Genomic DNA, 23,361 nt, shown 5'->3' with positions numbered 1-23,361 from the left:
TAGAAATAGTTAATGATTGTGTTGCCAACTGCGAATGTTGGCTCGCGAGATTAATGCGTTGCTTAGCGCGGTGCTTTTTGCGCGCATAAATGAATATATTGACGGGGTTGACGTGACAGTTACGTCATTGGTTCAGGGTAATCCAAGAGCTCGTCGCGACTGACGGGTCCGAGCGTGAAAGTCGCTGCCGCATGACATGGGACTTTCACGCTTTCGAACGAATCAAGAACCGAAGTAAATGGGTTCCATACCGTCATTGGCATCCGGGCGAATCGAAGAGCGGATCTTGTTATCTACGCGATGCACGACCCGATCGATTGAATGAAGCGCACGATGTGAACCCGTCGCCGATGTGCCGTCCGGGGCGCCACCGTAGCTGGACGCGGCAGCGTCCAGCTGAGGCGCACTGGATTGAGCAAACGATACAGCGGGCACGGCGAGCACTGCGGCAACCACAACAGCTTGAATAAGCGATTTCATGATGAACCTCCAGTCTTGGTTTGGCGACGAACCGTTGTTCGAAGCCGGTAACCCAAGTGTAGTTAAGAGGTCTCTTAAAATTAAGGTCGGTACGCACAATTGGTTTTTGTGGTTTTTAAGGGTAAACCCTTAATCGCTACTTTGCCAGATGGAGCGCGTGTTCCGTGGGAGGATGGACAGTGACCGGTTCAATTGAGTCCGCCGGCCATCAGCGGATCATGAACCGGCAAGCCCGAGTCGAACGGCGACAAACCACAAAAACGCCGCAACGATGACTGCCGCGGCGGTCGCCAAAGCGATCTGCCGCTTGCATCGCGTCATTTGCTGCGAGGAGAGGTCGTGAGTGTCGCTCGATTTAGCCATTTTCGTGGCTCCCAGCGTGCGGTGATGTGAGGGTTTCCAGCATGACACGCTTTCGACCAGCCTGAATGTATGTGCGCCCGTGCGGTTGCGAGCGAGCAACGCTTTCTGAAATACGGTCGATTGCATTCGGAAAGCTCGGCGAATTCAGTTAATTCAACGATGTGTCAGAAAGACGAGCACTAACTCATGCTTAATTCAATCTCACCATAGCGAGTCCGATCTCGACGGGGCCAAAGCGGTAATGCGCCAATCGGTTGCATCGCGATTATTTCAGAATAGAAAACAAAAAGCCCAATCCGAGGATTGGGCTAATTTGCTTGATTCTGTTTGGTGCCGGAAAGAGGAATCGAACCCCCGACCTTCGCATTACGAATGCGCTGCTCTACCGTCTGAGCTATTCCGGCATCAGAGAAACGAGATTATAAGTACGTTTCCCCGAGTTTGGCAACACCCTGACCTCAATTAATTTCCGAGTGATAGCGCGTCACGCGTTCCACCTCGTTTTTCGATCCGAGGAACACCGGCACGCGCTGATGCAGGTTGGTCGGAACGATGTCGAGGATGCGCTGCTCGCCATCCGTCGCGGCGCCGCCCGCCTGTTCGACGATGAACGCCATTGGGTTCGCTTCGTACAGCAGGCGCAACTTGCCCGGCCGATCGGGCGTGCGCTTGTCAGCGGGGTACATGAACACGCCGCCGCGGCTCAAAATACGGTGCACGTCTGCCACCATCGAAGCAATCCAGCGCATGTTGAAATCTTCCTTGCGCGGGCCGTCCTTGCCTTCGATCAACTCGTTCACATACTTTTGCACCGGCTCGTACCAGTGACGGCTATTCGATGCATTGATTGCGTACTCGCGCGTGTCGGCGGGAATCTGCATGTTGCTTTGCGTGAGTACCCACGATCCGAGTTCGCGGTCGAGCGTGAAGCAGTTCACGCCGTAGCCGGTGGTCAGCACGAAAACCGTCTGCGGACCATAGACCGCATAGCCGGCCGCCACTTGCGCCGAACCCGGCTGCATGAATGCCTGTTCGCTCGGTTCCATGCCGTCCGGGCATCGCAGGACGGAAAAGATCGTGCCGATAGACACGTTCACGTCGATGTTCGACGAGCCGTCGAGCGGATCAAACGTGAGCAGGTAGTTGCCCTTCGGATATCGGTTCGGGATCGGGAAAATCTTTTCCATTTCCTCCGATGCCATCGCGGCCAGGTTGCCGCCCCATTCGTTGGCTTCGAGCAGGATTTCGTTCGAGAGAATATCGAGTTTCTTCTGCACTTCGCCCTGGACGTTTTCGCTGCCGGCGGTGCCCAGCGCTTCGCCCAACGCGCCCTTGCTCACTTGATAGCCGATCTGCTTGCACGCGCGCGCGATCACTTCGATCAACAATCGCAGGTCGGCGGGAAGATTTTGATGTTCGCGCTGCTGCTCGATCAGATACTTGGTGAGCGTTGTGCGGCGTGAAATAGATGATGGGGTCGACATTGCATTGGGCTCCGAGAGCGTTAGACGAATGCCTCAGATTCTACCCGCTTGGAATGTGTCTCCCGATGTCACAGCAATGTAGTGCACATTTAATGGAGTGTTGCGAGACGCCAATCCTGGTTGTCGCGCGGCGACGGCGCGTAAAAAAACCGGCGCCGTAGCGCCGGTTTTTGTGAGCCGCGGTATCGAATTAAGCCTTAATCCTCAAGTCAGCCCAGCGCTTTTTCCACAATCTCCCGTACATCGCGCGATTTCACCTTCGACGCTACCTGTTCCAGCGCCGCATGCGCCTTGTCCCGCAAGGCCGGCGTGTATCGGCGCCATTGTTCGAGCGTACGAGCCAGGCGTGCGGCCACCTGAGGATTCATCGCGTCGAGCGCCGTGACCTGTTCGGCCCAGAACGCATAACCAGAACCATCGGCGGCGTGGAATTGCGCCGGATTGGCACCGCAGAAGCTGAAAATCAGCGAGCGGGCGCGATTCGGATTTTTCAGCGTGAACGCCGGGTGTTGCATCAGCTTGCGCACGATCTCGAGCACATTGCGCTTCGGTCCACCGCGTTGCGTGGCCTGCAGCGCGAACCATTTGTCGATGACCAGTGGCTCCTTTTCGAAACGCTGGTAGAAATCGCCAAGGGCCGCATCGGCCACGGCTGTATCGACGGAACCTGACGCGCCCGCCGTCAGCAATGCCGACAACGCAGCCGACCGGTCCGTCATGTTGTTCGCGGCGTCGTACTGCGCGCTCGCCAGTTCGATTGCGCGGGTGGGATCGTCGAGTTGGCTCAGATAGACGAGCGCAAGATTCTTCAGCCCGCGCTTGCCGGCGTCGTCCGGCGTCGCGCGATATTCGCCCGGCGTGCGGTTCGCTTCGTACACGGCGAGCCAACGGTCGCGCAGGCCCGTGGCGAGGCGGCGGCTCACGAACACACGAGCGGCGTGAACGGCGGCGGGATCCGACACAGCCATCTGTTCGGCCAGATATCCCTCGGACGGCAACATCACCGCCAGTTCCTGGAATGCCGGCGTGAGCGTGCTGTCGTCGAGAACTTGGGCGAATGCGGATACCACCTGGTCGTCGAGCGTCAGTTCCTCACCTTTCGATGCCCGGTCCGCCAGCGCAAGCAATTCGCGCGTGGCGAGGCGCTGGCCGGCTTCCCACCGGTTGAACGGGTCGCTGTCATGAGCCAGCAGAAACGCGAGCTGTTCGTTGGTGTAGTCGTAATCGACCACCACCGGCGCCGAAAAATTGCGCAGCAATGAGGGCAGCGGTTCTTCGGCGACGTCGGCGAACGTGAAGGTTTGTTCTTGTTCCGTGAACTCCAGCACGCGCGTAGTGCCCTGCGGTTCCTTCTCGCCGTCAAGCTTCAACGGCAGGTCGGCGCCGTTCTTGCCAATCAGGCCGACCGAAAATGGAATCAGCAGCGGACCCTTTTGAGTTTCGCGCGCGGCCTCGGACGCCTCGCCGTAGCCTTGCGTGAGCGTCAGCGAGTAACGCTTCGCGGCTGCGTCGTAAAGCGTGCGCACCGTGATCCTGGGCGTGCCCGCCTGACTGTACCAGCGCTCGAATTGCGCGAGATCGCGGCCATTTGCATCGGCCATGGCGTGACGGAAGTCGTCGCAGGTGACCGCTTGGCCATCGTGACGCTGGAAATACAGGTCCATGCCGCGCCGGAAACCGTCGCGCCCGAGCAGCGTCTGGTACATACGCACGACTTCCGAGCCTTTTTCATAGACGGTCATCGTGTAGAAGTTGTTGATCTCGACGTAGCTTTCCGGGCGTACCGGATGCGCCATTGGACCCGCGTCTTCGGCGAACTGCATCTGGCGCAGCACGCGGACGTCGTCAATCCGTTTGGTGGCGCGCGCCGCGTCGCTGGCTGCGCCCGGTTCGAGCCCGGCGGCCATGTCGGCGGAGAATTCCTGGTCGCGGAATACAGTCAGGCCTTCCTTCAGGCTCAATTGGAACCAGTCGCGGCAGGTCACGCGGTTGCCCGTCCAGTTGTGGAAATATTCATGGCCGACCACCGCTTCAATATTGCCGAAATCCACGTCTGTAGCCGTTTCGGGATTCGCGAGCACGTACTTCGTATTGAAGATGTTCAAGCCCTTGTTTTCCATCGCGCCCATATTGAAGTCGCTCACGGCAACAATCATGAAGCGGTCCAGGTCGAGCTCCAGCCCAAAGCGCCGTTCGTCCCATTCGATGGAATGAACCAGCGAATCCATGGCGTGTTGCGTCTTGTCCAGATCGTGAGGTTCGACCCAGACCTGAAGCAGTTTTTCCTTGCCCGAACCGGTCTTCATGCGCTGTTCGAGCTTGACGAGCTTGCCGGCCACCAGCGCGAACAGGTAGCTTGGTTTCTTGAACGGGTCTTCCCAGCGCGCAAAGTGCCGGCCGTCTTCCAGGTCGCCTTCTTCAATCAGGTTTCCGTTGGACAGCAGCACCGGATACGCTTCTTTGTTCGCCCGCAACGTGACCGTGTACGTGGCCATGACGTCGGGCCGGTCGAGGAAGTACGTAATGCGCCGGAAGCCCTCGGCCTCACATTGCGTAAAGAAATTGCCGCCGGATACATATAGACCCGACAAGGTCGTGTTTTCGGCCGGATTGCACGCGCTTTCCAGCGTCAATTCGAACGCGTCGGGAATATTACTCACCGACAAACCGTTCTCAGTAACGCGGACATCCGCATGCGGGCGCCCGTTGACCGTGGCGCCAATGAACTCCATCTGCTCGCCAAGCAACTCCAGCGACGCGGCAGGCGCGGCGTCCGGGTTACGGCGCAGGCGCATGGTGTTACGCACTATCGTGCGTTCGGGGACGAGATCGAATTCGAGCGCAACGGTATCAATCAGGAAGGCGGGCGGCGTGTAGTCGGCACGGCGGATTACAGCAGGTGCGGTCGAGTTGGGCATGGTGGAAATGGTGGACATGGCGGTTCTGATTGAGTTGAGCGGGTGCCTTTGCTTTCCAGGCGGCCTTGTGTCGGACCATTGTACAAAGGCTCGCGGGATCGTGTGCTCGATTTGGGGTCGGCCGAATGGCCTGCTTCTCGAACTTCACCTGTCTGCGACGGTCTTTAAACAGATGGAGTCAGCCGTCTTTCGTACGGTGCATGCGACTCTTCAGGGTTGTTGTTTTACACATCACGTCGCAATCAAGATCAACAAGACGAATGAGGTCGGCCATGACGTTGGGACGGTGGTACGGGGAGTGGAAGGGCGCGGCGCGCGTGCTGCTGGTAGCGGGTTTCGCGTTGCTCGGGGGGTGTACGACCTATGTTCAGACGCAGGTGGCGGCGTTCTCCGACTGGTCCGGGACCGACGCCACGCGGACCTACGCGTTCGTGCGCTCGGCGCCACAGCAAAACAGCATTGAACAGAAGACGTATGAAGTGCTCGCCGCAAACGAACTCGCCACGCACTCGTTCAAGCAGGTGCCCGATGCCGGCGCGCGTTATCTTGTGGAACTGTCCTACTCCATTCGCGGCGACATGGTTACCGTGCGCCAGCCTGTCTACTACGATCCGTGGCCTATGTACGGCGGCTGGTACGGCCGGCCGTACGGATGGGGTGGATACGGCGGGTGGGGAGCATGGGGCGGTTGGGACATGGGGCCGACGGGTTATGTCGACCAAAGCTACCCAATCTTCGTCCACTCGCTGCAGATCCGCATGACCGAGCGCGAAAGCGGGCGCGAGGTGTACAAAGTGACCGCGAGCAATTCAGGCGGCGAATCGTCGCTGGTTCGCGCCATGCCATATCTCGTCCGTAGTGCGCTCGCGGATTTTCCGCTGGGTAACGGCACCGTGCGCACGGTGAAAATCCCGCTCGATAAAACCGGCGGTGTCAGCAATGAAGCGCCGGTTTCGGTCGGGACGAACACGAAGGCCGCCGCTCCAGCGCCAGTCGCAGCACCGGTGCCCGTGCAGTAGCCGTTAAGCCGATGCGTTTTCAGAACATCCGGTTCAGCAAAATTTACCGTTACGATGACGGGTTGCCCGATCCGGTCACCGCCGCCATTGTGTCCGCGATATGCTCGAATTCCGGTTAAAAACCTGCCTTATTGCGGGCGTATGGCAGCGTGCCCTTGTATGCAATTAAATTCGAAACGAGATATATTTCGAGGATGAACAAACCCCGCAACGCTAAACACCATACGCTTCCTGAGCCCGCCACCTGGGATGCGCGGCTCGCCCGGCGCCTCGTTACACCGCTCGTTGGCACCCCCGTTACACCGAACCACCTGACCACTCTGCGCCTGCTGATTGGCATTGCCGGCGCGTATTACCTGTCGGTCGGCAGTTTTTGGTTATGCAGCCTGGGCGCATTGCTGATCGCGCTGTCCAATTTCGTCGACCATACGGACGGCGAACTCGCGCGAATCAGCGGGCAATCGAGCAAAATCGGTCATTTTTACGATCTCGCGTGTGATTCGGTGGTGACCGTGCTGCTGTTCGTCGGTCTCGGGTTTTATGTGAGTGTTCATCATCCGGCGATGATTGTGTCGGCCGAATGGCTTGGCGCTATTGCGGGTGTCGCTGTTGCGCTGATCTTCTTCCTGCGGATGCGGATTGAATCCATGGCGGGCAAGAGCGGCACGAAGCAGGCGTCCATGGCGGGTTTCGAGACCGAAGACGTCTTGTATCTGCTGCCGGCGGTGACGCTGCTCAACGGCATGACGCCGTTCCTCGTGGCGGCCTCCATTGGTGCACCGCTGTTTGCTGTGTGGGTCGTCGTGGATTACCAGCACGCACTGCGGCGTTTCGCCCGGGCCACGGCACTTAACAAAGATGCTGATACTCAAGATCAGGATTTGCAGGCTGTTCAATGAATTCTTCTGTCGATTCCTTATCCCCTCGTGCGGTTGGCGGCCAGTCCGCTGAGCGCAAGAGCTCTCACGCTCTCGACGAAACCCTGGCCGCGCATCTTCAGCGCGTATTGCCCGGGCGGCAGACTGCGAAGCTGCACGAAACGTTCGATAACCAGGGCGCGTTCCTGTACCTGGACGACTTTCTGCCGCGCGAGTTCACCGAGAAGCTGGTTGCCGCTGTCCAGGCCGTCACGCCCGCAATCAACCGCAATTATTTGCCGGGGCACAAGCAGGGCGGCAGCGTCAGCCGTCACGCGATCGACGAGCTCGCGCCGTTTATCGCCGACTTGTACCGGTCACCGGCACTGATTAGCTGGCTCGAAAAAATTAGCGGCGACACGCTTCAGGAGTCGCCGGCTGACGATCCGCACGCGTACGCGCTGTATTTCTATACGAAGGCGGGCGACCATATCGGCTGGCACTACGATACGTCGTACTACGAAGGCCGCCGTTATACCTTGCTGCTTGGCGTGAAGGACGATTCGTCGTGCCGTCTCGACTATGAACTGCACACGCGCACGCCTGAGATTCCCGATCAGCCGGGTTCAGTGCAAATTCCGCCGGGCGGGCTGGTTTTCTTCGATGGCGACAAACTGCGCCATCGCGTCACGCCTGCGCGCGCGAACGAATTCCGCGTGTCGCTGACCTTCGAGTACGTCACGAATCCGAACATGCGGCCGTGGCGGCGTTTCATCTCGAACATGAAGGACTCGATCGCGTACTTCGGCTTCGGGCAGGTTTTCCGCCGCAAAGGCGGGAAGAACGGCGCAGCATGAGCCGCGCCGGAACGGTCCTCCTGTCGCTCGGCGTGGTGTTGTTCATCGCGCTGCTCGGCTGGCAGGGCTTCGGTTCCGTCGCGACCGCGCTCGCGGCCGCAGGCTGGGGTCTGCTCGCGGTGGCGGTGTTTCATGTGCTGCCTGTCGTGATCGACGCGCTGGCTATCGAAACGCTCTTTCCCCGCAATGAACGCGATGTCACCTTCCGCGACGCGCTGTTCGCGCGCTGGACCGGTGAGTCGGTGAACAGCCTGATGCCGGCCGGACAGATCGGCGGCCCCATGCTGATGGTGCGTTATCTGTCGCAGCGCGGCATGCGGGCGCGCGACGCGGCGGCGGTCATCACCGTCAGCACGACCATGCAATCCGTCGGACAAATGATCTTCGCGATGATCGGACTCGCGCTGCTGAGCAGCTATGCGTCGGGCGTGGGCATGCTGCTGCCGGTGCTGATCGTGATCGTGGCGTGCTCGCTGATGGTCGTCGGGTTCTTCTTCGCACAACGCAAGGGTTTGTTCGGCCGCGCGACCCGTTTCGCTTCGCAATTCGCCGCGCGCTTTTCGAAGAAGCGCGACTGGTCGTCGCTCGTGTCGCGTGCGGAAGCGGTCGACACCGCCGTGCTCGATCTCTACAAGAAGCCCGGACCGGTCGCGGCAAGTTTTGCGCTGAGTCTTCTGGGCTGGTTCGTGGGCACGGGCGAAGTGTGGCTTGCGCTGCACTTGCTGGGCTCGCCGGTTGGCTGGGGCGAAGCGTTGATGCTGGAAAGCCTGGGCCAGGCCATTCGGGGCGCGGCGTTCTTCATTCCGGGTTCGCTGGGTGTGCAGGAGGGCGGCTACTTGCTGCTCGCGCGTCTGATTGGCTTGCCGCCGGAGGCCGCGCTCGCGCTTTCGTTGGCCAAGCGCGCACGGGAATTACTGCTCGGCTTGCCGGGTATCGTTTATCTACATTTCGCTGAAAAGGGCTGGCAGCGCCGTCGTCTCGCGCGCGTGCCGGATATCGAATAAAGCATCATCCATAGGATCAACATGCGCGCAATTATTCTTGCCGCCGGGATGGGTTTGCGCCTGGTTCAGCCGGAAGGGCAGCAAAAGCCGAAGTGCCTGCTGCGTTTTGGCGAGTCGTCGCTGCTCGAACGTCATCTTCAATTGCTGAAGACGGCTGGCGTCGATGAAATCGTCTTTGTGCTCGGCTTTAAGCATGAACAGGTGGAAGCGGAACTTGCCGCGATCGACTGGAAACCGCGTACGGAAGTGGTCGTGAATCGCGAGTTTTCGCTCGGCAGCGTGCTGTCCGTGCACACGGCGGCCGAAGCGCTGACGCGTGGCGGCGACGTGTTGCTGATGGACGCCGACGTACTCTACGACGAGCGCATTCTCGAGCCGCTGGTGGCGGGCGCGGGACCGGTGAACCGCTTGCTGATCGACCGTGATTTCGAAGCCGGCGATGAACCCGTGAAGCTGTGTGTGGCGAATGGCGTGCCGGTGGAATTGCGCAAGCAAGTGCTGGCTGACCTGCAATTCGACGTGATCGGCGAGTCGGTCGGATTTTTCCGCTTCGATGAAACCGCCGCACGGCGCCTGGCCGAACTCGTGGCGGGTTATGTCGAAACGGGCCGCGCGAACTTGCCGCATGAAGAAGCCGTGCGTGATTTGCTGCTGGAACGCAGCCAGGTGTTCGACGTGGCCGATGTAACCGGCGCACCATGGATTGAAATCGATTTTCAGAACGACGTTAAACGCGCGGCCGACGAAGTCTTGCCGCAACTGCGTCAGCTTGCAGGAGCTCTACGATGAACGCACCGTATCAACTACCAGCAGCCTATGCCCGCAGCCTTCGCCTGCGCGAGATGTTGCAAAGCAATCAACTCGAATTCCTGATGGAAGCGCACAACGGCTTGTCTGCACGCATTGTGAAGGAAGCCGGTTTCAAGGCAATCTGGGGATCGGGTCTCACGATCTCCGCGCAGTACGGCGTACGCGACAACAACGAAGCGAGTTGGACCCAGGTGGTCGACACGCTCGAATTCATGGCGGACGCTAGCGACCTGCCTATCCTGCTCGATGGCGACACCGGCTACGGCAACTTCAACAACGTTCGTCGGCTCGTAAAAAAGCTGGAGCAGCGCGGCATTGCCGGCGTATGTATCGAAGACAAGCAGTTTCCGAAGACCAATAGTTTTCTCAACGGCGAGCGTCAGCCGCTCGCCGAGATGGACGAGTTCTGCGGCAAGATCAAGGCCGGTAAGGACTCGCAAAGCGATCCGAATTTCTCCATCGTCGCACGCGTGGAAGCGTTGATCGCGGGCTGGGGCATGGAAGAAGCGCTGAAGCGCGCCGAGGCTTATCGCCAGGCCGGCGCGGACGCCATCCTGATTCACAGCAAGCTGTCCAAGCCGGACGAAATTCTCACGTTCGCCCGTGAATGGGCCGGCCGCGGCCCGCTCGTGATCGTGCCGACCAAGTACTACAGCACGCCGACCGACGTGTTCCGCCAAGCCGGCATCAGCACGGTGATCTGGGCGAACCATTTGCTGCGCGGCGCAGCGTCGACCATGCAGGCCATCGCTAAGGAAATTCACAGCAGCGAGACGCTCGTGAACGTGGAAGACCGCGTGGCGACGGTGAACGAAATCTTCCGTCTGCAAGACGCCGAGGAATATTCAACTGCCGAGAGCGTGTATTTGTCGTCGGCGAGTGCATCGCGCAATGCTGTCGTGCTCGCGGCAAGCCGGGGCGCGGGGCTGGAAGCCGTTACCGCCGATAAACCCAAGGTCATGCTGCCGATCGCAGGCAAGCCGCTCTTGCGCCGTCTGGTCGAAGCGTTCAAGAAAGAAGGCATCAACGACATTACGGTGGTCGGCGGTTATCGCGCCGATGCCATCGATACATCGGGCATCCGGTTGGTCGTGAACGAGAAGCACGAGAAGACGGGCGAACTGGCGTCGCTGGCATGCGCCGCGAAATCGTTCACCGCCGACACCGTGATCTCGTACGGCGATCTCTTGTTCCGCAGCTACATTCTTCGTGATCTCGTTGAGTCGGACAGCGATTTCTGCGTGGTCGTGGATTCGTCGCAGACGCTGGCTGCCGGGGTGGTATCGACGGATTTTGCTTATTGCTCGACCGCGGACGACCGGGCGCTGTTCGGTCAGAAAGTATGGCTCGAAAGCGTGACGAGTTCAGCCGGTCCCGCAAACTCGAAGACGCCGCAAGGCCGCTGGATGGGCCTGCTGAACGTACGCGGCGCGGGGCGTGAACGCCTGGTCGCCATGCTCGAAACGCTGCAGCAACGCGATGACTTCGACAAGCTCGACATGGCCGCGCTGCTCAACGCGCTGGTCGCGGCCGACGAAAAGATCGAAGTGCAGTACGTGCACGGTCACTGGCGCGGCGTGAACGACCTTGACGAGTTGCGTCAGGCCGGCGATTTCGCCCACGGACAAGCGCCGTACGGATCGAACGGCTCGGGCTCCTCGGAGGCCGGCGCGTGATCGAAGCTGCGCAATTTGTCGAAGCCGCGCGCGAGCGGGGTTTCGATTGGTACGCGGGCGTGCCGTGCTCGTATTTGACGCCGTTCATCAATTACGTGCTGCAGGACGAGTCGCTGAATTACGTGTCGGCGGCCAATGAGGGCGATGCCGTCGCGTTGATCGCGGGGGTGGCGCTGGGCGCGTCGGGCGTGCATAAGGCGCGTCGGGGCATTTCGATGATGCAGAACTCCGGGCTTGGCAACGCGGTCAGCCCGCTGACGTCGTTGACGTGGACGTTCAGGCTGCCGCAATTGCTGATCGTCACATGGCGCGGTCAGCCGGGTGTCGCCGATGAACCTCAGCACGCGTTGATGGGGCCCGTCACGCCGGCCATGCTCGACACCATGGAGATTCCGTGGGAGTTGTTCCCGACCGAAGCCGATGCAATCGGACCCGCGCTCGATCGCGCGACCGCGCATATGGACAGCACTGGGCGTCCGTACGCGCTCGTGATGCAGAAGGGCAGCGTTGCACCGTACAAGTTGAACAAGAAAGGCTTGAGCGGCGTGCGTCAGCGCGCGTTGAACGAGCGCGCCGAGGTTGAGTCGTTTGAAAGTGCAGGCGAACGTGTATCGCGTCACGACGCCTTGCAGCGCGTGATTGCGCATACGCCGAAAGAGTCGACGGTCGTGCTGGCATCGACGGGATTTTGCGGACGGGAACTCTACACTATCGATGACCGCGAGAACCAGGTGTACCTGGTCGGATCCATGGGATGCGTCACGCCGATGGCGCTTGGCCTGGCGTTGTCGCGGCCTGACCTGAACGTGGTGGCGCTCGACGGCGACGGTGCCGCGCTGATGCGCATGGGCGTGTTCGCCACGCTCGGCGCTTACGGCCCGGCCAATCTCACGCACTTGCTGCTGGACAACGGCGCGCATGAATCGACCGGTGGTCAGGCGACGGTGTCGCAAGGCGTCGAGTTCGCGCGGATCGCTTCAGCATGCGGTTACGCGCTGGCGCTGGATGGCGACGATCCGAGCGTCATCGACCGGTTGTTCGAGGCGAATGACGTCGATGGTGTGCGTTTTGCGAGGCTGTCGATCAGCACCGGCACGCCAGACGATCTGCCGCGCCCGAAGATCACGCCGGAAGACGTGCGTCGCCGGTTGCAAACGCACATTGGACGCTAGGTTGTCGCGCTGATCTTGCTTCGGATGTCACGTTGTTCACCCAAAGGCCGCACCAACTCGATGTTGGCGCGGCCTTTGACTTGGCGGACGCGTGTTAATCGTGACTGACCGTGGCGAATTGCGGTAAATCGGGCTTGCAGAAGATCGCGGTGATAAAAGGCGCGACGCGACGAATCACGGCGTCGCTGCCGGCCGCGCGGACCTTTTGCTTGACCGATTCTTCCCCGCCGATCACAACAGCGCCATAAGCCGAATCGGCGATGGGATCGCCGTTGCCCTGCTTGAAAATCGCGTCATTCTTCTGGAAACCGACCACCGCGAATACGCCGAAATCGAACGCGGTGAGATGGCTATCGCGGGTTGGTTTAAACGCGTTGATTGAATTGGGCTCCACGCGCATGGGAGTGATTTCTATCGCGTGGTTTTCCTGAAGCGGCGCGATGAACGCATGCGCGGTCGATTTACAGTCGAGTTGAGCATCCAGCGCGTAGGCCGAAGCGTGCGCGGACGATGCTCCAATCAGGATGAGTAAGCCGATGCGGACGGCTTGTACGAGTGGCTTCATGTTTCCAATCCGCGCGCCTGTGAAGGACGCGACGTACGCACGTGGCGTTGCGAAAAGCCTAGACTTTAGCCGGAAGCAGAAAAGTGTGCTTAACCAAGTGCTTGGAGCCCGTCCGGCGGGAGCGGCGCGAGGAGCGGGTTCCGTTTGGTTTGAAGCGAATCCTGTGAGTATGTAATCCTCAGCGGATTTAAGGTGAGCTGTGCGAATGGGTTCGAAAAATTCCGCAACCCACTTCTTCGATAAAGATAGTTAAGCGAATCAAAGCGTCCGCGCCGTTGCGGGCCCGCACGCCAGAGTTCACGTCAAGCCGCTGCCAACTCCGGTACCGTCCCGCGTCGCGTGTCTCTCCGATGCACGCATTTCCCCGCCGCATACGTCTCGAACACGGCGCGGTCGTCGCCGAGCATCGCGAACGCGAACAGCAGTTCTTCCAGCGATTCCGCACGCGAAGTCCGGCGATCAAGCAGTGGCGTTCCAGCCGGATCCAGCACCACAAAATCCGCCTCGCTGCCGGGCCTGAGCGTCCCGACCCGGTCCGCCATGTCGAGCACTTCAGCCGCGCCCGTAGTCGCCAGCCAGAACATGCGCGCGGCGGTCAGGTGATGCCCGGTCAGCCGCGCGATCTTGTGGGCTTCGCCCATGGTTTGCAGCATCGAAAACGTGGTGCCGCCGCCGACGTCGGTTGCAAGCGCCACCGGCATCTTCGCCGCGCCCGCTTTTTCGATATCGAACAGCCCACTGCCGAGGAATAAATTCGATGTCGGGCAATGCGACGCCACCGCGCCGGTTTCGGCCATGCGCTGGCGGTCGGTATCGTCGAGATAGATGCAGTGACCGTACACCGCGCGCTGACGCAGTAAATCATAGTGATCGTAGATATCCAGATAGCTCCGATGCCCCGGAAACAGGCTTTCCACCCACTTGATCTCGTCGGTGTTTTCGGCAACGTGGCTCTGGATGTACACGTCCTGGTGCTTGCGCGCGAGGACCGCGCAGGCTTCGAGTTGCTCCTCCGTCGACGTCGGCGCAAAACGCGGCGTCAGCGCGTATTCCTGCCGGCCGCGGCCATGCCAGCGCGCGATGAGTTCAGCGCTGTCGTCGTAGCCCGATTGCGCGGTGTCCTGCAAATACTCCGGACAGTTGCGATCCATCAGTACCTTGCCCGCGATCATGCGCAGGTCGCGCGACTCGCTCTCGCTAAAGAAGGCATCGGCGGATTGCTTGTGGACCGTGCAATACACGAGCGCCGTGGTCGTGCCGCAAGCCAGCAGTTCATCGATGAAAAACCTCGCCGTCTCGCGCGCGTACGCCGGGTCTTCGAACTTGCGCTCGGTCGGAAACGTGTACGTGTTCAACCATGGCAACAACCCCGGCGCAGGGGAGGCGATCATGTCGGTCTGCGGATAGTGAATGTGCGAGTCGATGAAACCCGGCACGATCAACTTGTCCCGCAAGTCCTTCCGGATTGCATCGGGCGCGACGGCGTCATGCAGCGCCGAATACGCGCCCGCCGCCACCACGCGGCCATCTTGCACCAGCAACAAGCCGTCCGTTTCATACACGGCGTTGTCATCGGAAAAAGCGGGATCGTCGCGGAAAGTCAGTAACTGCGCGCGGTAAGCGGTTTGAGTCATGGTGAAACGTCTCCAGTAAAGCGGGTCAGCGCCCTTATAGCTGTGTCAACAACAGCAACGACAGCGCGGCGACAATCCACATCGCCGGCTTGATTTCTTTTCTGCGGCCGGTGAACGACTTGATCACGACAAATGCGAGGAAGCCGTACGCAATGCCATCGGTGATCGAGTACGTCAGCGGGATCAGGATCATCGCGAGGAAGGCGGGAATGGCCTCGTCGAAGCGGCCCCATTCAATCTTCGTGATCGACTCCATCATGAACACACCAACCAGCACGAGCGCGGGCGCGGTTGCAATGGCGGGCACCAGCGAAAGCAGCGGCGAGAGGAACAGGAAGGGCAGGAAACACAGGCCGGCGACGACCGCGACCAGCCCCGTGCGGCCGCCCGCCGAAATGCCCGCCGCGGATTCGATGTACGCATTCGCCGGGCTCGTGCCAAGCGGCGCGGAGACCAGCGCGGCGAAGGAATCGACCATCATCGACTGGCGGATGTTGCGCGGGTTGCCGTCTTTATCGAAGAGCTTGCCGGCTTCCGAGATCGCCATGAAGGTGGAGAGCGCGTCGAAGAAGGACGTGAACAGCATCACGAAAATAAACGGCCAGTAGATCACCTTCAGCGAGCCGAGCAGGTCCAGTTGGCCGACGGCGGAGAAGTCCGGCGCGGAGAACAAACCGTTCCAGTTCACGAGCGTTTTGGTCGCAATGGCGGCTGGCCAGTAAGCGGTGCCGTCGCCCCAGAAACGGCCGATGGGAATCGCAATCACAGTCGTGAAAATGATGCCGATCATCAACGCGCCGGTTACTTTTCGTGCAACCAGAATAGTGGTCACGGCGAGGCCGATCAGGAACGTGATGACCACCGGATTCAGCGATGCCGAATGCACGATCGTCACCGGATCGCTGACAACAAACTTCGCGTTGACCAGTCCGATCAGGCTGATAAACAGTCCGATGCCGCACGACACCGCATGCCGCAGGTTCGCCGGAATTGCATCGACGACCAGTTTGCGCGCGTTGAACGCCGCGAGCACCGCGAAGATCACGCCGGCCCAGAACACGCAGCCGAGCGCGGTCTGCCACGGCATCTTGCCGCTATGAACCATCACGAACGCGAACAGCGCGTTCATGCCCATGCCGGGCGCGACGAGCACAGGGTTGCGCGCGTAGAGGCCCATCGCGCAACTGCCGAGGAAACTGACAATGACGGTGGCCGTCAGCGCTGCGGGAAATGGCACGCCTGCCTGCGACAGGATGCCGGGATTGACGACGATGATGTACATCGCCGTGAGGAAGGTCGTGATGCCCGCAACTATCTCGGTCTTCGTGCGCGAACCCGCCGCACGGATGCCGAAGAAACGCTCGAGCGTGGTGCTGTCGTTGGTAATGGTCGCCATGACGTTCTCGCTCAAGCCGCTTGCCCGTTGTACCAATAGGCATCGAGTTTCGCGACCATCGCGTTACGTTCCGCATCCGTCACGAACGACGCTTCGAGGCTGTTCTTCAGCAGCGTGTAACACTCGGCATCGTTGAGATTCAAGGCGTCGAGAATCGCGAAGTAATTAGCGTTCACGTAGCCGCCGAAATACGCGGGGTCGTCGGAGTTGATCATTACCGCCACGCCCTGATCCAGCAGCGCCTTGAGCGTGTGTTTTGCCATGTCGTCGAACACGCGCAGCTTCAGGTTCGACAGCGGGCAGACGGTCAGTGCGATGCGGGCATCGGCGAGACGGGCGACAAGCGCGGCGTCCTCCATGCTGCGCACGCCGTGATCAACACGGTCCACTTTCAGCACGTCGAGCGCTTCGTACACGTACGCAGGCGGCCCTTCCTCGCCTGCGTGCGCCACGAGCTTCAGGCCCTTCTCACGCGCTTTCGCGAACACACGCGCGAACTTCGAAGGCGGATGGCCGCGTTCAGAAGAATCCAGCCCGACACCAATCAGCCGATGCTTGTATTGATCGAACAAGGGCAACGCTTCATCGAACGTTTTAAGCGCGTCTTCTTCCGGCAGATGACGCAGGAAACACAGGATCAGCTTGCTCGTCAAACCGCGCCGCTCACCTTCAGCCAGCGCGCTTTCGATACCCGCAACCGCCGTGGCAATCGAAACACCGCGTTCCGTGTGCGTCTGCGGATCGAAGAAAATTTCGGTGTGCGTGACATGATCGGCGAGCGCACGTTCAACGTAGGCCAGGGTCATGTCGTGGAAATCGCGCTCGTGCAGCAGCACGCTTGCGCCTGCGTAGTAAATGTCGAGGAACGATTGCAGGTCGGTGAACGCGTAAGCCGCGCGCAATGCGTCGATAGAGTCGTACGCGAGCGTCACCCCATTGCGTTTTGCGAGTTCGAAGATCAACTCGGGTTCGAGCGAACCCTCAATGTGAATGTGAAGTTCGGCTTTGGGCGCGCGAGCGATTTTGTCAGCGAGAGTGGAATTCATACTTGTTTTGTGCTTTAAAAGGTCTGATCACGCGGTTTGCGGATGCTGCGCGGAATTGTAGCTGTGCGCGGCGCGTTCCTCGACCTTCTGCAGCAACTGAGCGGCGACTGATACGGCAATCATTTCAGGCGCTTTATCGACAATGCCGGGTACGCCGATGGGGCAAGTCATGCGCCCGATCAACATGGCGTCCAGCCCTCGCGATGCCAGCCGGCGCTCGAACAGCACCTTCTTCGTATGCGAGCCGATCATGCCGAAGAACGCAAAATCTCCGCGCTTGAGAATGCGCTCGGCAAGTTCGAGATCGAGCGCGTGGTTGTGCGTCATCACCAAAAAGTAACTATTGGCCGGCGCTTCATCCACGGCGGCTTCCGGGATTCCGCTGGCGTCCAGCGTGACGTTTGGGGGGATCCCGTCCATCGGCGGGAATGTTTCATCGCGTTCGTCGACCCACACCACGCGGCAAGGCAAATTCGCGAGCACCCTGACGAGCGCCGCGCCCACATGGCCAGCACCGAACAGCACCACCGGAAAGTCGCGCACCGCGATGGTTTCGGTCAGCAGCGAGCCGCTTTCGTCGAAACCTGCGCCGTCCCAGAGCAGGCAATCGGGGCCGGTTACACCGGGTTCCGGGTCGGAGATCATCACCCCGTCCGGAATCGGGCCGAAGCCGACGCTGCGCACCGTGGATAACCCCTGTGCCATGCGTTTGTTCAACGATGTGACCCAGGCGAGATCGCCGATATCCAACCGTTCAAACGCCACCACGACCGCGCCGCCACAGCATTGACCGAGGCTTGGGCCGAGCGCGAAACGCTCGAGCCGCCGCATGTGCGGACTGCGCGCGCCGTCCTTGAGCACTTGCCGCGCGGTTTCAATCGTCTTCCATTCCAGATGACCGCCGCCGATGGTATTGCGTGCATCGTCGCGTGTGACGATCATCTTCGTGCCCGCTTCGCGCGGCGCCGAGCCTTCCACGCGCGCGACCGTCACCAGCACGACGGGATCGCCGTGTGCGAGGAGGTGTTGCAGATCGTGCAGCCAGGCTTGCATTAATAGGCCTCTCTAAAGGCTAGTTGACTGGTACAGGCTGGGCGATGTCCGGCGTAGCCGCGGCTTGAGTTTTCGCGGCCTGTGCGTCCAGTGCGTTCAGGATCGATTCCGGCGTGGCCGGAGCGCGCAGTACGGGCGCGTCGGTTGAATCGGGTGCGACCGACGCCACCGCGGCGCGAATAGCCAGCAACACCGAGAAACCGAGCAGCAACGGCGGTTCGCCCACAGCTTTCGACCGGAACACGGTTGGCTCGACGTTCTGGTTATCGTAAAGCGCGACGTTCATTGCAGCGGGAATGTCGCTCACCGATGGAATCTTGTACGTCGACGGCGCGTGCGTCATCAGGCGGCCGTCACGATTCCACCAGAGTTCTTCGGTTGTCAGCCAGCCCATGCCTTGGACAAAACCGCCTTCCACCTGGCCGATATCGAGTGCCGGGTTGATCGACTGCCCCGCGTCGTGGAGAATGTCCGCGCGCAACAAACGCCACTCGCCGGTGAGCGTATCGACGACCACTTCCGAGACCGCCGCGCCATACGCGAAGTAGTAGAAGGGCTGGCCGGTCAGCGTTTTCGAATCCCAGTTGACCTTGGGCGTGGCGTAAAAACCATCCGACCACAACTGCACGCGCGACAAGTAGGCCGCGCCGACCAGTTGATCGAAAGGCATCTGGCCGCCGTTCGACTCGACCACGCCATCGTGAAAACGCACGTCTTCCGCGCGTCCGCCGAGCTGCTTCGCGGCGAGTTCAGCGAGCCGTCCGCGAATGGTGAGCGCAGCGGCTTCGGCCGCCTTGCCGTTCAGGTCGCTGCCGGTGGACGCAGCAGTCGCCGATGTATTCGCGACCTTCGAGGTATCGGTGGCGCTGACCCGCACACGCGATAACGGCACGCCCAGCGTATTCGCCACGACCTGCGCGACCTTCGTGTTCAAGCCCTGGCCCATCTCGGTGCCGCCGTGATTGACGAGCGCGGAGCCGTCTTTATAGACGTGCACCAGCGCGCCGGCCTGGTTCAGGAACGGCACGTTGAACGAGATGCCGAACTTGACCGGCGTGAACGCGATGCCCCGCTTGAGCACCGGACTCGTTGCATTGAATGCGGCAATCGCGTTGCGTCGCGGCTCATACGCACTCGATGCCAGCAGTTCGTCCGTCAGCGGCGCGATGATGTTGTCTTCCACGGTCTGGCCGTAGGGCGTGACATTGCGCTCGGTGATGCCGTAGTAGTTCACGCGGCGGATATCGACGGGATCGCGCTTCAGCCGATGCGCGATTTCATCCATCATGATTTCCATTACCAGCGCGCCTTGCGGTCCGCCGAAACCGCGGAACGCCGTGTTCGATTGCGTGTTGGTGCGGCAGCAGAGCGCGGTGATATCGACGTCCTGCAGGTAATACGCGTTGTCGAAGTGACAGACGGCGCGCGTGGCCACCGCGCCCGACAAATCCGCCGAATAACCCGCGCGCAACGCCATTTCCACACGCGCGCCTTGCAAGCGGCCGTCGTCATCGAAACCGGCTTCGTAGGTGTAGATCGCGTCGTGGCGTTTGCCGGTGATCATGAAGTCGTCGTCACGATCCGCACGCAGTTTCACCGGCCGATGCAGCAAATGCGCAGCCAGCGAAGCGATGCACGCAAAGATGCCCGACTGCGATTCCTTGCCGCCAAATCCGCCGCCCATCCGCCGGCATTCGCAGATGACGTTGTGCGTCGGCCAGTCGAGCATATGCGCGACCAGATGCTGCATTTCGCTCGGATGCTGCGTGGAACTGTAGACGAGCATGCCGTCCAGTTCCTTTGGAATGGCATACGCGATCTGCCCTTCGAGATAGAACTGCTCCTGTCCACCAACCTCGAATTCGCCCTGCAACCGATGCGGCGCCGACGCGATTTTTCCATCCGGATCGCCGCGCTTCAAATGCAGCGGCGGCAGCACGAACTGCTGTTTCGCTTTCGCATCGCGCGGCGTCAGGATGGCTTCGCGCGGTTCGTATCGGATCACTTCTTCGCTCTTCGCCAACGCTGCCGCGCGGCGCGCGAGATCGTGCGTTTCCGCGATCACGACGAACACCGGTTGGCCCAGGTACAGCACTTCGTCTTTCGCGAGGATCGGGTCGTCGTGGAGCACGGGACCGCAATTGTTCTCGCCGGGGATGTCGTCGGCGGTGAACACCGCGATCACGCCGGGCGCGGCCAGAACGAGGTCGAGATTGATCGAGACGATGCGCGCATGCGCATGCCGCGATAAACCAAGCGCCGCGTGCAGCGTGCCACGCAATTCGCCGATGTCATCAACGTACGTCGCTTCGCCGCTCACATGCAGCGTCGCCGATTCGTGCGGCAAGCCGACGCCAATGGCTGCGGGCTCCGGCTTTTTTGCGCCGGCGTGCAGCGCCAGTGCATCGGCGGCGGCACGGTCGATATGGTGTGGATCGGTACGCTTGTTCATCGCGTGGTCCTTGGGGATTGGTGTGGCGTCATGTCGCGCATTGCACGTCGAACGCGAACGCGTTGACGTCGCGCAGTGCGAGCGGCGAATCCTCGCGGGTCTCGAGGAAAAAACGCCACAGCACATTGCGCGCCACCTTGCTGCGGTATTCGCTCGACGCACGCATGTCGGTGAGCGGCTGGAAGTCGACGTCCAGCGCGCGCATGGCCGCTTTCACGTTGGCCTCGTTCCACTCCTCGTTCACCAGCACGGCTTCCGCATTCGATGCCCGTTTGGGCGTGGCTGCCATGCCGCCGAATGCGAAACGCGCGGCGCTTACCCGAGTGCCGTCGAGCGTCACGGCGAACGCCGCGCAGACCGCCGAGATGTCCTGGTCGTATCGCTTCGATACCTTGTAAGTCCGGAAGCGCAGATTCGCCGATGGCAACGGAACACGAATTCCCGCGACGAATTCGCCGTGCTCCAGCGCGGATTTTTGATAGCCGAGATAGAAGGCATCGAGCGGCATCGTGCGGACCTTGCTGGCGTTTTGCAGCACGATTTCAGCATCGAGGGCGATCAGCGCGGGCATGGAATCGCCGATGGGCGACCCGTTCGCCACGTTGCCGCCGAGCGTACCGGCGTTGCGAATGGGCCGGGACGCAAAGCGCGTCCACAATTCGGCGAGTTCCGGATAAACCGCCGAAAGCGCGGCATATGAATCTTCCAGCGAGGCTGCAGCTCCTATGGTCAGCCATTGGCCGTCGCGGGTAATGGACTTGAGTTCGGTCACATTACCGATAAACAGGATGTCGCCGAGATTGCGGAATTGCTTGGTGACCCACAGGCCGACGTCGGTGCTGCCGGCCAGGATGCGCGCGTCCGGATGGGCGGCGCGCAAGCGGGCGAATTCGGCGAGGGAGACGGGTGCGAAGAATGTCGGGCGGCCGAATGCGGCGCCGCGCGCGTCGGGCGCGGCGTATTCGAGCGTCTCCTTGCGCTGGATGGATTCGAGCTGGCGTTTGAGGTGGTTGCGATCAAACGGCGTGCGAGGGTATTCGAACATTTTCTGCGACGCATCCACGATCGGCCGATATCCCGTGCACCGGCAGAGATTGCCGGAGAGGGCGGCGTTGATTTCGTCGCGGGTGGGCAGGCCGGCATCGGCGGGCTGGTTCTCGTACAGCGCCCACATCGACATCACGAAACCGGGCGTGCAGAAGCCGCACTGCGAGCCGTGGCAATCGACCATGGCTTGCTGGACCGGATGCAGCGTGCCGTCCTTGGCGCGCAGGTCTTCGACCGTGAAGAGCGCTCGACCGTCGAGCGTCGGCATGAACTGGATGCAGGCGTTGACAGCCTTGAGGACGGGTTGGCCTTCCGCATCGAGTTCACCGATTACCACCGTACAGGCGCCGCAATCGCCTTCCGCGCACCCTTCCTTGGTCCCGGTGCATTGATCGTGCTCGCGCAAGTGCTGGAGCACCGTGCGGGAAGCGGGTATGTCGTGGACTTCGCGCAGTGCGTTGCGCTGGAAGAACCGGATGGTTTGCGTTGTCATAAAGAAGTCCGAGACATTGCGGATCGGGCGCGCGTTACGCGAAAATCGGCGTCAGGATTCAAAGAAACCAGGCCGAAAGCGCGCACGTGGATCGCCATCCAAAGATAACGATATCACCGCAATATCTCAAAAAGATTCTGGCGAACGTATCAAGACTATGCGAATAGGCGGATGTGAGTGGGCGGAACAAGCGCCGAAACGAGCACGGAGGAGACGCGAGGGGCTTTGTATTCGCTGGCGCAGAGGTCCAGCGGATCAGACAACGGCGCTGGACGTTCGTGCGCCGTGGTGCAGCAAAATATCGGACCGGCCGCAGCGGATTGCGGCTTTGGTTTTCGCGAAAAACCGGACCAGGGCGGCAGTTCCGAACCGCCCGCCTCCAAATTCAACTAGCGCGCAACCTGCGCTTGCCCCACAAACTGCCGGCGACGAACAGGAAAATCACCGCGAACGCGATGAGACCCCATTGCGGAAGTGATAGCCCGAGAATGGGCGGGTAGGGCGTCTCGCAAAGACCGGCGACCTTGAATACCTGAGGCAGCCACTGCGCGGGCGGAAGCGAATCCACAACGGGCTGGAGAGCATCGAAGCCGCAGCTAAACCCCGGATGCGCTTGCACATAAACGTGCCGTCCGGCGGCTACCACGCCCCCGAGAGCGGAGAGTGCAACGAGCGTTTCGAGCAACGCGATCCCGCGCCATCCCCGGAACGAAGCGCCGAGCAACGCAAAGACCGCGATCAGCACGAAAAAGTAGCGTTGAATGATGCAAAGCGGACAGGGATCTTCACCTTTGACGAACTGGAGATACAGTGCTCCGCCAACGAGCCCCAGACAGATCACCGCGAGCAAGACCAGCAATCGCCGTTCGCGGCGAATCGTCCGATCGTCGTGGTGCATGGTGAAATGATTCAAGGAGTTATTCATATTTTCCGAATTGTTCGAGAAAAAAGCGTCTGAAGGGCACATCCGGCGTGGGAATTCTATCGCGATCACAGTCGCCGGGCGGTTTCAGGCGCGGTGTGCAGCGTGGACGG

The 23,361-nt window shown here is 60.7% G+C and carries 18 protein-coding genes and 1 tRNA gene; 7 read left to right on the top strand and 12 right to left on the bottom strand.

Annotated elements, in window-relative coordinates; genetic code table 11:
- Positions 1-222: 222 nt before the first annotated feature.
- The 4 genes from ACSQ83_RS01200 to pepN all read right to left on the bottom strand — a co-directional run bounded on the left by ACSQ83_RS01200 (position 223) and on the right by pepN (position 5,245).
- Positions 223-480, bottom strand: a complete 258-nt coding sequence (locus ACSQ83_RS01200) for a hypothetical protein (RefSeq protein WP_436226980.1) — start codon at positions 478-480, stop codon at positions 223-225.
- A gap of 691 nt (positions 481-1,171) precedes the next feature.
- Positions 1,172-1,247, bottom strand: a tRNA-Thr gene (locus ACSQ83_RS01195).
- Between the two features lie 54 nt (positions 1,248-1,301).
- Complete coding sequence (locus tag ACSQ83_RS01190; protein WP_414947951.1) at positions 1,302-2,327, bottom strand: class 1 fructose-bisphosphatase; 1,026 nt, start codon at positions 2,325-2,327, stop codon at positions 1,302-1,304.
- 209 nt (positions 2,328-2,536) lie between these two features.
- Positions 2,537-5,245, bottom strand: coding sequence for an aminopeptidase N (pepN, locus tag ACSQ83_RS01185; protein ID WP_436227080.1), 2,709 nt, complete (start codon positions 5,243-5,245; stop codon positions 2,537-2,539).
- Between the two features lie 272 nt (positions 5,246-5,517).
- Between pepN and ACSQ83_RS01180 the strand changes: the two genes are divergently transcribed.
- The 7 genes from ACSQ83_RS01180 (at position 5,518) to aepY (ending at position 12,640) form a co-directional block, all read left to right on the top strand.
- Positions 5,518-6,264, top strand: a complete 747-nt coding sequence (locus tag ACSQ83_RS01180) for a DUF4136 domain-containing protein (protein WP_436226979.1) — start codon at positions 5,518-5,520, stop codon at positions 6,262-6,264.
- A gap of 194 nt (positions 6,265-6,458) precedes the next feature.
- Positions 6,459-7,163 carry a CDP-alcohol phosphatidyltransferase family protein gene (locus tag ACSQ83_RS01175; protein ID WP_436226978.1) on the top strand — a complete coding sequence of 235 codons (705 nt, stop codon included), beginning with the start codon at positions 6,459-6,461 and terminating at the stop codon, positions 7,161-7,163.
- Positions 7,160-7,978: a HalD/BesD family halogenase gene (locus ACSQ83_RS01170; protein WP_436226977.1), complete on the top strand. Its 819-nt coding sequence runs from the start codon at positions 7,160-7,162 to the stop codon at positions 7,976-7,978. Before ACSQ83_RS01175 ends, ACSQ83_RS01170 begins: the two co-directional genes overlap by 4 nt.
- Entirely contained in the window at positions 7,975-8,982 is a 1,008-nt protein-coding gene (locus ACSQ83_RS01165; RefSeq protein WP_436226976.1) for a flippase-like domain-containing protein, read from the top strand. Before ACSQ83_RS01170 ends, ACSQ83_RS01165 begins: the two co-directional genes overlap by 4 nt.
- Positions 8,983-9,003: 21 nt before the next feature.
- Positions 9,004-9,771 carry an NTP transferase domain-containing protein gene (locus tag ACSQ83_RS01160; protein ID WP_414947956.1) on the top strand — a complete coding sequence of 256 codons (768 nt, stop codon included), beginning with the start codon at positions 9,004-9,006 and terminating at the stop codon, positions 9,769-9,771.
- Positions 9,768-11,468 (top strand): phosphoenolpyruvate mutase, encoded by a 1,701-nt coding sequence (gene aepX / locus ACSQ83_RS01155; protein WP_436226975.1) that lies wholly within the window; start codon positions 9,768-9,770, stop codon positions 11,466-11,468. The genes ACSQ83_RS01160 and aepX overlap by 4 nt, the downstream gene beginning before the upstream one ends.
- On the top strand, positions 11,465-12,640 hold the full coding sequence (gene aepY / locus ACSQ83_RS01150; protein ID WP_436226974.1) for a phosphonopyruvate decarboxylase: 1,176 nt from the start codon (positions 11,465-11,467) through the stop codon (positions 12,638-12,640). The genes aepX and aepY overlap by 4 nt, the downstream gene beginning before the upstream one ends.
- Before the next feature lie 94 nt (positions 12,641-12,734).
- Here aepY and ACSQ83_RS01145 read toward each other — a convergent pair whose 3' ends face one another.
- The 8 genes from ACSQ83_RS01145 to ACSQ83_RS01110 all read right to left on the bottom strand — a co-directional run bounded on the left by ACSQ83_RS01145 (position 12,735) and on the right by ACSQ83_RS01110 (position 23,224).
- Positions 12,735-13,205, bottom strand: a complete 471-nt coding sequence (locus tag ACSQ83_RS01145; protein WP_414947959.1) for a hypothetical protein — start codon at positions 13,203-13,205, stop codon at positions 12,735-12,737.
- A 302-nt stretch (positions 13,206-13,507) separates the two neighbouring features.
- The gene (gene guaD, locus ACSQ83_RS01140; RefSeq protein WP_436226973.1) at positions 13,508-14,839 is read right to left on the bottom strand and encodes a guanine deaminase; all 1,332 of its coding nucleotides are present in this window, start codon (positions 14,837-14,839) and stop codon (positions 13,508-13,510) included.
- 34 nt (positions 14,840-14,873) lie between these two features.
- Complete coding sequence (locus ACSQ83_RS01135) at positions 14,874-16,235, bottom strand: NCS2 family permease (protein WP_414947961.1); 1,362 nt, start codon at positions 16,233-16,235, stop codon at positions 14,874-14,876.
- Positions 16,236-16,246: 11 nt separating this feature from the next.
- Positions 16,247-17,281, bottom strand: a complete 1,035-nt coding sequence (locus ACSQ83_RS01130) for an adenosine deaminase (RefSeq protein WP_414947962.1) — start codon at positions 17,279-17,281, stop codon at positions 16,247-16,249.
- 27 nt (positions 17,282-17,308) lie between these two features.
- Positions 17,309-18,334 carry a xanthine dehydrogenase accessory protein XdhC gene (gene xdhC / locus ACSQ83_RS01125; protein ID WP_436226972.1) on the bottom strand — a complete coding sequence of 342 codons (1,026 nt, stop codon included), beginning with the start codon at positions 18,332-18,334 and terminating at the stop codon, positions 17,309-17,311.
- Positions 18,335-18,353: 19 nt separating this feature from the next.
- On the bottom strand, positions 18,354-20,786 hold the full coding sequence (gene xdhB / locus ACSQ83_RS01120) for a xanthine dehydrogenase molybdopterin binding subunit (protein ID WP_436226971.1): 2,433 nt from the start codon (positions 20,784-20,786) through the stop codon (positions 18,354-18,356).
- Between the two features lie 28 nt (positions 20,787-20,814).
- Positions 20,815-22,326 carry a xanthine dehydrogenase small subunit gene (gene xdhA, locus ACSQ83_RS01115; protein WP_436226970.1) on the bottom strand — a complete coding sequence of 504 codons (1,512 nt, stop codon included), beginning with the start codon at positions 22,324-22,326 and terminating at the stop codon, positions 20,815-20,817.
- Positions 22,327-22,711: 385 nt separating this feature from the next.
- Positions 22,712-23,224, bottom strand: a complete 513-nt coding sequence (locus ACSQ83_RS01110; protein WP_414948295.1) for a disulfide bond formation protein B — start codon at positions 23,222-23,224, stop codon at positions 22,712-22,714.
- Between the last annotated feature and the right edge of the window lie 137 nt (positions 23,225-23,361).

Source organism: Caballeronia sp. LjRoot29 (assembly GCF_964252755.1).
In the GTDB taxonomy this organism is placed as follows: Bacteria; Pseudomonadota; Gammaproteobacteria; order Burkholderiales; family Burkholderiaceae; genus Caballeronia.
This window is presented reverse-complemented; position numbering and strand designations above follow the sequence as displayed.